Source organism: Paraburkholderia sp. JPY465 (assembly GCF_050436725.1).
Taxonomy (GTDB): domain Bacteria; phylum Pseudomonadota; class Gammaproteobacteria; order Burkholderiales; family Burkholderiaceae; genus Paraburkholderia; species Paraburkholderia youngii.
Genome location: NZ_JBNDMT010000003.1, coordinates 27,518 through 39,701, shown reverse-complemented (window position 1 = coordinate 39,701; position 12,184 = coordinate 27,518). Strand labels below are relative to the sequence as shown.

At 64.7% G+C, this 12,184-nt stretch carries 11 protein-coding genes; 1 reads left to right on the top strand and 10 read right to left on the bottom strand.

The genetic code is table 11. From position 1 onward, the window contains the following. The first annotated feature begins 48 nt into the window (after positions 1-48). A complete protein-coding gene (locus tag QFZ94_RS14690; RefSeq protein ID WP_410848653.1) occupies positions 49-531 on the top strand; it encodes a DciA family protein in 483 nt (160 codons plus the stop codon). 63 nt (positions 532-594) lie between these two features. Here QFZ94_RS14690 and lpxC read toward each other — a convergent pair whose 3' ends face one another. The 10 genes from lpxC to murD form a co-directional block, all read right to left on the bottom strand. Continuing rightward, positions 595-1,512 (bottom strand): UDP-3-O-acyl-N-acetylglucosamine deacetylase, encoded by a 918-nt coding sequence (gene lpxC, locus QFZ94_RS14685; RefSeq protein WP_429457843.1) that lies wholly within the window; start codon positions 1,510-1,512, stop codon positions 595-597. Between the two features lie 287 nt (positions 1,513-1,799). Beyond that, the gene (locus QFZ94_RS14680) at positions 1,800-2,303 is read right to left on the bottom strand and encodes a peroxiredoxin (RefSeq protein ID WP_013090605.1); all 504 of its coding nucleotides are present in this window, start codon (positions 2,301-2,303) and stop codon (positions 1,800-1,802) included. Positions 2,304-2,567: 264 nt separating this feature from the next. Further along, on the bottom strand, positions 2,568-3,770 hold the full coding sequence (gene ftsZ / locus QFZ94_RS14675) for a cell division protein FtsZ (RefSeq protein WP_013090606.1): 1,203 nt from the start codon (positions 3,768-3,770) through the stop codon (positions 2,568-2,570). 116 nt (positions 3,771-3,886) lie between these two features. Beyond that, positions 3,887-5,119, bottom strand: coding sequence for a cell division protein FtsA (gene ftsA, locus QFZ94_RS14670; RefSeq protein WP_008921172.1), 1,233 nt, complete (start codon positions 5,117-5,119; stop codon positions 3,887-3,889). Positions 5,120-5,146: 27 nt separating this feature from the next. Beyond that, positions 5,147-5,899: a cell division protein FtsQ/DivIB gene (locus tag QFZ94_RS14665; RefSeq protein WP_410848654.1), complete on the bottom strand. Its 753-nt coding sequence runs from the start codon at positions 5,897-5,899 to the stop codon at positions 5,147-5,149. Between the two features lie 23 nt (positions 5,900-5,922). Then, positions 5,923-6,864 (bottom strand): D-alanine--D-alanine ligase, encoded by a 942-nt coding sequence (locus tag QFZ94_RS14660; RefSeq protein WP_429457841.1) that lies wholly within the window; start codon positions 6,862-6,864, stop codon positions 5,923-5,925. Between the two features lies 1 nt (position 6,865). After that, positions 6,866-8,269 (bottom strand): UDP-N-acetylmuramate--L-alanine ligase, encoded by a 1,404-nt coding sequence (gene murC, locus QFZ94_RS14655; protein ID WP_368586819.1) that lies wholly within the window; start codon positions 8,267-8,269, stop codon positions 6,866-6,868. Further along, positions 8,266-9,390, bottom strand: a complete 1,125-nt coding sequence (murG, locus tag QFZ94_RS14650) for an undecaprenyldiphospho-muramoylpentapeptide beta-N-acetylglucosaminyltransferase (protein ID WP_429457839.1) — start codon at positions 9,388-9,390, stop codon at positions 8,266-8,268. The genes murC and murG overlap by 4 nt, the downstream gene beginning before the upstream one ends. After that, positions 9,387-10,664, bottom strand: coding sequence for a putative lipid II flippase FtsW (ftsW, locus tag QFZ94_RS14645; RefSeq protein ID WP_176121921.1), 1,278 nt, complete (start codon positions 10,662-10,664; stop codon positions 9,387-9,389). The genes murG and ftsW overlap by 4 nt, the downstream gene beginning before the upstream one ends. Then, the gene (gene murD, locus QFZ94_RS14640; protein WP_429457837.1) at positions 10,661-12,172 is read right to left on the bottom strand and encodes a UDP-N-acetylmuramoyl-L-alanine--D-glutamate ligase; all 1,512 of its coding nucleotides are present in this window, start codon (positions 12,170-12,172) and stop codon (positions 10,661-10,663) included. The genes ftsW and murD overlap by 4 nt, the downstream gene beginning before the upstream one ends. Positions 12,173-12,184: the final 12 nt, after the last annotated feature.

The window sequence follows — 12,184 nt, the reverse complement described above, 5'->3', positions numbered from 1 at the left end:
ATCGCGGCGTGAGCGCGCATGGGGCGAGTTCACGTGTCAATGCCAAACATGAGCCGTTTTTCGTCCTTTTCAAGGCCGCCGAAGCAGTTCGATCTGCGCCGCCCGCAACCGCTCGCCGAGGTTCTCGGCCGCACGGACGCGTTCGCGGCGTTGCGCGCGGGCGTCGAGCAGATCGCCGCGCTCGAGAAGGATCTGCGCGAGCTTTTGCCCGATTATCTGGCGACGAGTGTCGAGCCCAGCTTCATCAAGGAGGGCGTGCTGGCGCTATTCGCCGCGCACAACGCGCTCGCGGCGCGTCTGCGGCATCTGGAGCCGCGGCTGCTGGTGGATTTGCAGCAGCGCGGCTGGCCCGTGCAGGCGCTGAAGATTCGCGTGCGGCCGCAGCCGCTTAAAGAACCGCCGCCCGTCAAGCAGGCGCGCATGACGCCGGCTGGCGCCGCCGCGCTGCAGGCGTTGAGCGAATCGCTCGAGCCGTCGCCGTTGCAGGAAGCGCTCGCGCGCATGGCCGCGCGGCATCGGCGCAATCGCTGAACGCTGAGCGAAAAAAACGGCCCCGAGGGGCCGTTTTTCATCTGCCTGCCTGTCACGCCGGCTTTATGCGAACGCCGTCTGCGTTTCGTACGCGAAGCCGCGCGGGGCCTTTCGCGTGTCGTCGAAGGTGACGATTTCGTACGAGTCTTCGTGCGCGAGCAACTCGCGCAGCAATGCATTGTTCAGGCCGTGGCCGGACTTGTACGCGGTGTACGACGCGAGCAGTGGGTGACCGATCACGTACAGGTCGCCGATCGCGTCGAGCATCTTGTGCTTGACGAACTCGTCGTCGTAACGAAGGCCGTCGTTGTTCAGGATGCGGTACTCGTCGAGCACAATCGCGTTGTCCATGCTGCCGCCGCGCGCGAGGCCGAGCTCACGCATCATTTCCACTTCATGCGCGAAGCCGAACGTGCGGGCGCGCGCGATTTCGCGCACGTACGACGTGTTGGCGAAATCCACTTCCAGCGCCTGACCGGTTTTGTCCACGGCGGGGTGACGGAAGTCGATCGTGAACTTGAGCTTGAAGCCGAAATACGGATCGAGGCGCGCGAACTTGTCGCCGTCGCGGATTTCGATCGGCTTCGTGACCTTGATGAATTTCTTCGCTGCGTTCTGCTCTTCGATACCCGCCGACTGGATCAGGAACACGAACGAACCCGCGCTGCCGTCCATGATCGGGATTTCTTCGGCGGTGACGTCGACGTAAAGATTGTCGATGCCAAGACCGGCGCAGGCGGACATCAGATGCTCGATGGTCGACACGCGCGCGCCGTCTTTCTGCAACACGGAAGCCAGACGCGTATCGCCAATCGCCATCGCCGACGCAGGAATGTCCACCGGCGTGGGCAAATCCACGCGCGAAAACACGATGCCAGTGTCCGGCCCCGCCGGACGGAGCGTCAGATTGACTTTACGGCCGGAGTGCAATCCGATACCGACAGTCTTGACGATCGATTTGATTGTGCGCTGCTTCAACATGGTGGTCTTCTATTCGATTGAAAATCCTAATCAGGATTTTTTATTCCATAGCCGCAATTATACTCCAATCCCCAGACCAGCGTCTTTGCGGGGAACGTGACAATCTGTTTCGCTGCATTACCCATTGGGCTTAGCGACGGAAAGCGTGACGGGCCGATGCCCCGGAACGGAGGCGTTTCCGGTCATCGGCCCGCGTAACGGCCTGTCACAAAAGCGTCGTAATCACCGTTGCCGTCGCGCCACGCGGCATCAGCGCGCGGGTCGCGGCGAAGGTGCGACGTCAGCAACTAGCTCAACGTAGCGAGAATACTCGCTGCATCGCTGACTTCGAATTTGCCGGCGGCCTCGACGTTCAGCGTCTTGACCACGCCGTCGTCGACCACCATCGCGTAGCGCAGGGAACGAATCCCCATGCCGCGCGCCGACAGATCCTGCTCCAGACCAAGCGCCCGTGTAAAAGCCGCACTGCCGTCCGCCATCATGCGCACCTTGCCCGAGGTGTGCTGATCGCGTCCCCACGCGCCCATGACGAACGCGTCGTTGACGGACACGCACCAGATTTCGTCGATGCCGGCAGCGCGCAACTGCTCGGCATGCTCGACATAGCCCGGTACATGTTTGGCCGAACAGGTCGGCGTGAACGCGCCAGGCAATCCGAAGATCACCACGCGTTTGCCCGCCGTCTGCTCGCGCACGTCGAAACTGTTCGGTCCGATCGTGCAGCCCGCCCGGTCGTCTTCGACATACTCGAAGAGCGTCGCGTCGGGCAGCTTTTCACCTTCCTTGATCATGCTCAGTCCTTTGCATCGATGCGAAGCACGCTCGCACGTCCTCGTGTCGCAGTGAATATCGGTTCGGCCTTTTCAACTATAAGCCACACCGTGCGGCGGCAGTCACTTCGTCCGCCTCGCGAATCCGCAGAGGGCAGTTGCCCCTGCCGCGAACCAGACGATACGCGACCTGCTTGCCGTTCACCCGCCACGCTCGTGCGTTCGTCCGCCAGCGCTGCACTTGCGACCTCAGTCGCAGCGCGGCAACGAAGCCTGCCCGTGCGCTCAGTCCGCCTGCTTGCGCAGGAATGCAGGAATGTCGTACGTATCGACGCCCTTTTCCTGCAACGCCTGCACGTGCGAGGCCGCCGTGTCGCGCGACGTGCGCCACACCGCCGGCGTGTCGAGCGCGCCGTAGTCGGCCGTGCTGGCATGGCCTGCCGCCGGTGCGTACGCTGCGTGCGCCATCGCGCCGACCGGCTGGTTGTCGGTGCCGGTGCGCAGCAGCGTCATCGGTGCCGATTGCTGCTTCTTCGCCGCGCGGCCGAGACCCGTTGCCACGACCGTCACGCGCAGCGCGTCGCCCATTGCATCGTCGTACACGGCGCCGAAGATCACCGTCGCATCTTCCGCGGCATAGCTCTTGATCGTGTTCATCACTTCGCGCGTTTCCGACAGACGCAGCGAACGGCTCGACGTGATGTTGACCAGCACGCCACGCGCGCCCGACAGATCGACGCCTTCCAGCAGCGGGCTCGCGACGGCCTGCTCGGCCGCGAGACGCGCGCGATCGACACCGGCAACCGTCGCCGTGCCCATCATCGCCTTGCCCTGCTCGCCCATCACGGTCTTCACGTCTTCGAAGTCGACGTTGACGAGACCGTCGACGTTGATGATTTCCGCAATGCCCGCAACCGCGTTGTTCAGAACGTCGTCAGCGCACTGGAAGCACTTGTCCATCTCGGCGTCGTCGCCCATCACCTCGAACAGCTTGTCGTTCAGCACGACGATCAGCGAGTCGACGTGATCCTCCAGTTGTTGCGAACCGGCTTCCGCCACGCGCATCCGCTTGCCGCCTTCGAATTCGAACGGCTTGCTGACGACGCCGACGGTCAGAATGCCCATTTCCTTCGCGATCTGCGCGACGACCGGTGCCGCGCCCGTGCCCGTGCCGCCACCCATGCCGGCGGTGATGAACACCATGTGCGCGCCGCGCAGTGCGTCGGCGATGCGCTCGCGTGCTTCTTCAGCGGCGGCGCGGCCCATTTCCGGCTTGGCTCCTGCGCCCAGACCCGTGTTGCCGAGCTGGATCACCGCGGTTGCGCGCGAACGCGACAGCGCCTGCGCGTCCGTGTTCATCACGATGAAGTCGACGCCTTGCACGCCTTTGTTGATCATGTGCTGAACGGCATTGCCGCCAGCGCCACCGACTCCGACGACCTTGATGATGGTGCCGCTCGTTTCGGTTTCCAGCATCTGGAATTCCATGTTGCCTCCGTCAAGATAAAAAGTTACTGCCACTCGGCGTTATCCGGCAGGAGATCGGGCAACCTCCTGTCGCGCACCGGCCGCCGGCACCAGCGCGAATTTCTCGAAACCCCTGGTCAGAAGTTGCCGAGGAACCAGTCCTTCATGCGCGAGAACACCTGTCCCATCGACCCCGACTGCACTGCAACCTTGCGCCCGCGCATGCGCTGCGAGCGCCCTTCGACGAGCAGGCCCATTGCCGTCGAATAGCGCGGATTGCGCACGACGTCGGCGAGACCGCCCGCGTACTCCGGCACCCCAATGCGCACCGGCTTCAGGAAAATGTCCTCACCGAGCTCGACCATGCCGATCATCATCGACGCGCCGCCCGTCAGCACGACGCCCGAACTCAGCAACTCCTCGTAACCCGACTCGCGCACCACCTGCTGCACGAGCGAAAACAGTTCTTCGACGCGCGGCTCGATCACCGCCGCCAGCGCCTGGCGCGACAGCGTGCGCGGACCGCGTTCGCCGAGACCCGGCACTTCGATCATCTCGTCCGGATCGGCGAGCGCCTGCTTGGCGATGCCGTAGTCGACCTTGATGTCCTCGGCATCCGGCGTCGGCGTGCGCAGCGCCATTGCGATGTCGCTGGTGATCTGGTCGCCGGCGATCGGAATCACGGCGGTGTGGCGGATCGCGCCTTCGCTGAAGATCGCGATGTCCGTCGTGCCGCCGCCGATGTCGACCAGCACCACGCCCAGTTCCTTTTCGTCTTCCGTCAGCACCGCCAGCGACGACGCGAGCGGCTGCAGAATCAGATCGTTCACTTCGAGGCCGCAGCGTCGCACGCACTTGACGATGTTCTGCGCCGCGCTGACCGCGCCGGTGACGATATGCACCTTCACTTCGAGGCGGATGCCGCTCATGCCGATCGGCTCTCGCACGTCTTCCTGGCCGTCGATGATGAATTCCTGCGTGAGGATATGCAGCACCTGCTGATCGGTCGGGATGTTGATCGCCTTGGCCGTTTCGATCACGCGCGCCACGTCCGCCTGCGTGACTTCCTTCTCCTTGATCGCGACCATGCCGCTGGAATTGAAGCTGCGGATATGGCTCCCGGCGATCCCGGTGAACACGTTCGTGATCTTGCAGTCGGCCATCAGCTCGGCTTCCTCGAGCGCGCGCTGAATCGACTGCACGGTGGCTTCGATGTTCACCACCACGCCCTTCTTGAGCCCCTTCGATTCGCTCTGGCCGAGACCGATCACCTCGTAGTGACCCTCGCCCTTCAACTCGGCGACGATGGCCACTACCTTCGACGTCCCGATGTCGAGGGCGACCAGCAGATCCTTATAGTCTTTACTCATAGCGTGCTCAGTGCGTGTGATGTCCGTTTACTTCTTGCCCTTGTCGGGTTCGCTGATGAAGCGCATGCCAGCGGCACGAATCGCGAAACCGTTCGGATAGCGCAAGTCCGCATTCTCGATATCCTTTCCCCAACGTTGCGTCACCGCGCCCCATGCCGCGGTCAGGCGTTTGCTGCGATCGGCCAGCGTGTCCTGATTGCGTTCGCGGCCCAACTCCACCTGCGTGCCGTTCGACAGCTTCACCGTCCACGCGTAGCGCGGCGACAGCGTCACTTCCTCGGGCGTCGCGTTGATCGCCGCGAACCACTTCTGGAAGTCGTGATAACGCGCGACGACTTCCTTCGCCGTACCGTCCGGGCCGTCGAACGCGGGCAGTTCTTCGTCGAGCTCGCCCTGGTTCGCGGTGAACAGTTCGCCGTCGACGCTCACCAGCTGATCGCTGCCCCACGTCCCTAGCGGCTTGTACTCCTCGAGCGTGACAGCCAGTGCATTCGGCCACACGCGCCGCACGCTCGCGTGACGCACCCACGGCATCTGCTCGAACGCCTGACGCGCGGCGTCGAGATCGACCGTGAAGTAGTTGCCCTTCAGGCGCCCCACAACGCCGGCGCGCACCGTCGGCGAATTGATGTGCTCGGTGTCGCCGTCGATCTGGATCTCGCGCAGCGCGAAATTCGGGCGCTGGATCATCCAGTAACCGCCCGCCGCCAGCAGCACGAGCACCAGCAACGCGTGCAGCGCGTTGGTGGCGAGATTGAGCTGGCGAACGTTGTTCCACATGGTGTTGCTTGCGCTTACCCTGGTTAATCCTGCAGTGTCAGCGCCAACACGCCGACCACGAGTTCCTGATAGCTGATGCCGACCGCGCGCGCCGCTTTCGGCGGCAGCGAGTGATCGGTCATGCCGGGCGCCGTGTTCACTTCGAGGAAGTACGGCTTGCCTTCGCCATCGAGCATGAAGTCCGCGCGGCCCCAGTCGGTGCAGCCGAGCACGTCGAACGCGCGGCGCGCGAGCACCTTCAGGCGCGCTTCTTCTTCGGCGCCGAGACCACAGGGAATCAGATACTGCGTGTCGTTGGCGATGTACTTCGCGTGATAGTCGTAGAACTCGCCGGCTGGCACGATGCGGATCACCGGCAGATCCAGATTGCCGGCGATGCACGCGGTGTACTCGCCGCCGCCTTCGATGCTCTTCTCGACCACGACGATACGGTCGTATTTCACGGCCTCGATCAGCGCGGCCGGCAGCGCGTCCGCGCTCTTCACCTTGATCACGGCGACGCTCGAACCTTCGCTCGCCGGCTTGACGAACAGCGGCAGGCCGAGCTTCGCGACGATCTCTTTCGCGCGAGCTTCGTAGTCGTCACCGCGCAGCACCGCTTCGAACGGCGGCGTCGCAATGCCGAGCTGCTGCCACACGAGCTTGGTGCGGAACTTGTCGAGTCCGAGCGCCGAGCCGAGCACGCCGCTACCGGTGTAGCGGATGCCGTAGAAATCGAGCGCGCCCTGGATCTGGCCGTTTTCGCCGTAGCCGCCATGCAGCGCGTTGAACGCGCGCACGAAGCCCTCTTCCTTCAATGCCGACAGCGGACGCTCGGCCGGATCGAACGGATGCGCGTCGACGCCGGCGTCGCGCAGACCCTGCAGCACCAGGCGTCCGGAATTGAGCGACACCTCGCGCTCGGCCGAATTACCGCCGAGCAGCACTGCCACCTTGCCGAATTTTTTGGGATCGATACTGCTCATCTCACACCTTCAGTTCCTGAGCGAGGCGACCCGGCACACCGCCGATCGAACCCGCGCCCATCGTAATCACCACATCACCGTCGCGCACCACCGTAGAGAGCGCGTCCGGCACTTCATCGACCGTATCGACGAACACCGGCTCGACCTTGCCCGCGACACGCAGCGCGCGCGCCAACGCGCGGCCGTCCGCCGCGACGATCGGCGCTTCGCCGGCCGCATAGACTTCGGTCAGCACGAGCGCGTCGACGGTCGACAGCACTTTCACGAAATCCTCGAAGCAATCACGCGTGCGCGTGAAGCGGTGCGGCTGGAACGCCAGCACCAGGCGCCGACCCGGAAATGCGCCGCGCGCCGCCGCCACCGTGGCGGCCATTTCGACCGGGTGGTGACCGTAGTCGTCCACCAGCGTGTAGGAGCCCGCGGCCTGGCCGTCGCTGACGACCGGCACTTCGCCGTAACGCTGGAAGCGTCGGCCGACGCCGTTGAAATCCGCGAGCGCTCGCTGGATATCGGCATCTTTCACTTCAAGTTCAGTCGCAATTGCAATTGCGGCCAACGCGTTCTGCACGTTGTGCTCGCCCGGCAGGTTCAACGTGACGTCGAGCGGCGCCGCGTCTTCGCGCATCACGGTGAAATGCATGCGCCCTTCGCGCGCTTCGACGTTGACCGCGCGCACCTGTGCATCGGCCGCGAACCCGTAGCGGATGATCGGCTTCGACACGAACGGCAGGATCTCTTTTACGTTCGGATCGTCGACGCACAGCACCGCGATGCCATAGAACGGCAGACGGTGCGTGAATTCGATGAACGCCTGCTTCAGACGCGCGAAGTCGTGACCATAGGTATCCATATGATCGGCGTCGATGTTCGTGATGACTTCGATCACCGGGAACAGGTTGAGGAACGACGCGTCCGATTCGTCCGCCTCGGCGACGATGAAGTCGCCGGTGCCCAGACGCGCATTCGCGCCCGCACTGATCAGCCGGCCGCCGATCACGAAGGTCGGATCGAGCCCGCCCGCGGCGAGCACGCTCGCAACCAGCGACGTGGTCGTGGTCTTGCCGTGCGTGCCGGCGATCGCGATGCCCTGCTTCAGACGCATCAGTTCCGCAAGCATCACCGCGCGCGGCACGATCGGAATGCGGCGATGACGCGCGGCCAGCACTTCCGGGTTGTCGCTGCGCACCGCGGTCGACACCACCACCGCGTTCGCGCCTTCGATGTTCTCCGCCGCGTGCCCGATCGAAATGCGCGCGCCGAGCCCGGCGAGGCGCTCGGTGACCGCGTTGCCCGACAGGTCCGAGCCGCTCACCTGATAGCCGAGATTGACGAGCACTTCGGCGATGCCGCTCATGCCGACGCCGCCGATGCCGACGAAATGAATATGTTTGACGATGTGTTTCATTGCTTTCCTTCTGGGCTCACGCCCGCCATCGAACCCGCACCCGCCACCGTCGCGCAGATCTGCGCGACCTGTTCGGTGGCATCCGGTTTCGCGAGCGAGCGCGAACGCTCCGCCATTTCCGCGAGACTTTCCCGCGTCTGGCTACGCAACCAGTCGGCGAGCTTTTCCGCCGACAGATCGCGTTGTTGTACGACCAGCGCCGCGCCGTTGTCGGCGAGAAACGCTGCATTAGTGGTCTGGTGATCGTCGACCGCGTACGGGAACGGCACGAACAGCGCCGCGACGCCGACCGCCGATATCTCCGACACCGTCATCGCGCCCGAGCGGCAGATCACCAGGTCGGCCTGCGCATAGGCGCTCGTCATGTCGTCGATGAACGGCACGAGCGACACGTCCGCGCCTGCCTGCAAGCCAGCGGCCGCATAGTTCTCGCGCAGCGCATCGATATGCTTCGCGCCCGCCTGATGCACGATGCGCGGTCTTTCATTGGGCGCTAACAGCGCGACCGCGCGCGGGACGACTTCGTTCAACGCGGCGGCGCCGAGGCTGCCACCCACGACGAGCACGTTCAGCGGACCGTTACGCTGCGCGTAGCGTGCTTTGGGTGCATTCGCGCGCGCAAGTTCCTCACGAATCGGATTGCCGGTCCATTCGCCGTGCGGCAGCGCATTCGGAAACGCGACCAGCACGCGCTTCGCGAGCTTCGCGAGCACCTTGTTCGCGAGACCGGCGATCGAATTCTGTTCGTGTAGCACCAGCGGGCACCCGCTCAACGCGGTCATCAGCCCGGCCGGGAACGTGATGTAGCCGCCCATGCCGAGCACGACATCGGGCTTCACGCGACGCAGCACGCTCAGGCTCTGCGTGCACGCGCGCAGCAGATTCACCGGCAGCATCAGCTTGGTCTTCAGCCCCTTGCCGCGCACGCCGCCGAAGCGCACGTACTCCATCGGAATGCCGTGCTTCGGTACCAGCGTCGCTTCCATGCCCGCGGGGTTGCCGAGCCATACGACTTTCCAGCCCCATGCCTGCATCAGATGCGCGACCGCGAGCCCCGGGAACACATGTCCCCCGGTGCCGCCGGCCATCACCATCAGCGTGCGTTGTGGCGTGAGGGTCATACCTTCCCTCCACGCATCAGCACACGATTTTCGTAATCCACCCGCATCAAAACGGCGATCGCCACACAGTTCAGCAAAATGCCCGAGCCACCGTAGCTAACGAGCGGCAGCGTGAGACCTTTGGTCGGCAGAAGACCGAGGTTTACGCCCATGTTGATGAAGGTCTGCGCGCCGAACCAGATGCCGACGCCCTTCGCGACGAGACCCGCGAACGTGCGATCGAGTGCGAGCGCCTGACGACCGATCTCGAATGAACGGCGCACGATCCAGTAGAACATCAGGATCACGACGAGCACGCCGACGAAACCCAACTCCTCGCCGATCACTGCGAGAATGAAGTCGGTATGCGCTTCGGGCAGATAGTTGAGCTTCTCGACGCTGCCGCCGAGACCGACGCCGAACCACTCGCCACGCCCGAACGCGATCAGCGAGTGCGTCAATTGATACGCTTTGCCCTGTGCGTAGCGATCGTCCCATGGATCGAGGTACGCGAAGATCCGCTCACGACGCCAAGGCGAAGCCCACACCAGCAACGTAAATGTTCCCACCGCGGTCGCGACGAGGCCGCCGAACAGCTTGCCGTTCACGCCGCCGAGGAACAGCACGCCCATCGCGATCGCCGCGATCACCATGAACGCGCCCATGTCCGGCTCGAGCAGCAGCAGCGCGCCGACCAGGCCGACCGCGACCGCCATCGGCAGAAAGCCCTTGGCGAAACTGTGCATGTATTCCTGCTTGCGCACCGTGTAGTTCGCCGCGTAGATCGTCACCGCGAGCTTCATGATTTCCGACGGCTGCATGTTCGTGATGCCGAGCGGAATCCAGCGGCGCGCACCGTTCACACCCTTGCCGACGTGCGGAATCAGCACGATCACGAGCGCGACGAGCGAGATCAGGAAAAGCTTGGGCGCGTACTTGTCCCACGTCGAAATCGGAATGCGGAACGAGACGATGCCGACCGCCGAGCCCATCAGCACGAAGACGATCTGGCGCACGAGGAACGCCCAGTCGCGATACGACGCGTACTTCGGCGAATCGGGCATCGCGATCGACGCCGAGTACACCATCACGATGCCGAGTCCGAGCAGCGCGACGACGACCCACAACAGCGAGTGGTCGTAGTCGAGCATGCGCGAGCGCAGCGGCCGCACGCCGTTGACCGCGCTCGCGAGTCCGCTGCCACCCGTGCGGGTCGACGTGCGGGAAGACGTACCTGCGGCGGCGCCGTTGCCGCCGGTGGCTTCGCGCGAGCCGAAACGTTCCGACCAGCTCATATCATCGTCCCCCGTTCGGCCGCGATATCTTCGACCGTGCTGCGGAATACCGCTGCACGGTGTGCGTATCCCTTGAACATGTCGAAGCTCGCGCACGCGGGCGACAGCAGCACCGCGTCGCCGGGCTGCGCGATTGCAGTGGCCGCGCGCGTCGCTTCTTCGAGCGTCGCGTGATCGGTCATCGCGACGCCGCAATGTTCGAGCGCCGCGCGAATTTGCGGCGCGTCGCGGCCGATCAGCATCACCGCGCGGCACCAGCGCATCACCGGCGCGGCGAGCGGCTCGAATTGCTGGCCCTTGCCGTCGCCGCCCGCGATCAGCACGACGCGTTGCGCGAGACCGTCGAGCGCGGCGACCGTCGCGCCGACGTTGGTGCCCTTGCTGTCGTCCACGTAGTCGATGCCGTCGATCGACGCGATCAGTTCCACGCGATGCGGCTCGCCGCGATATTCGCGCAGGCCATGCAGCAGCGGTGCGCCGGGCAGACCGATCGCGCGCGCGAGCGCGTACGCGGCCAGCGCGTTCGCCGCGTTGTGCAGGCCGCGGATGCGCAGCGCGTCGGCTGGCATCAGACGCTTCAGCGCGATGTCGGGCGTTGCGGCTGCTTCGTTCTTGCGACGGCGCTTCGGCGTGGGCTCATCGCTCGCGTCGCGATCTTGCGCCTCGACGAGCCACACCATGCCGTTCTCGCGCAACAGGCCGTAGTCACCGTCGTTCTTCGGCTCGGTCACGCCGAACGTGATGACCTCCGCCTCGCCGCTGGTGGGCCCGAGCGACATCACACGGGCGTCGTCGCGATTCAGCACGCGCACCGTTCGTGTACCGAAGATGCGGCCCTTCGCGGCCGCGTACGCATCGAGTCCGCCGTGCCAGTCCAGATGATCCTGCGTGATGTTGAGCACGGCCGCCGCGTCCGGCGTAAACGTATGCGAGGTCTCCAGCTGGAAGCTCGACAGTTCGAGCACCCACACGTCGGGCAGCGCGGTCTGATCGATCGCTTCGGACAGCTTGTCGAGCAGCGACGGGCTGATGTTGCCCGCCACCGCGACCTTCTTGCCCGCGCGTTCGCACAGCAGGCCGGTCAGGCTCGTCGTCGTGGTCTTGCCGTTCGTGCCGGTGATCGCGATCACCTTCGGCGCGTAGCCGGATTCGCCGAGCGTGCGCAGCGCCTGCGAGAACAGTTCGAGCTCGCCCCACACTGGAATGCCCTGCTCGCGCGCCGCCGTGATCAGCGGCAGCAGATCGGCGGCGAGCGGCGACAGCCCCGGGCTGATCGCGACCAGTTCGACGCCTTCGAGCAGCACCGGCGAAAACGGACCGCCGACGAAATCGGCATCGACACCATGCGCTTCGAGAGCGGACAGGTTCGGCGGCACTTCGCGCGTATCTGCCACGCGCAGCCGACAGCCGTGCCTGGCGCACCAGCGCGCCATCGCGAGACCGGATTCACCCAGTCCCAGCACGAGCACCATCGGCTTTTGCCGATCCCGAAACTTCTCGCCGAACATCGCCTGCTTCCT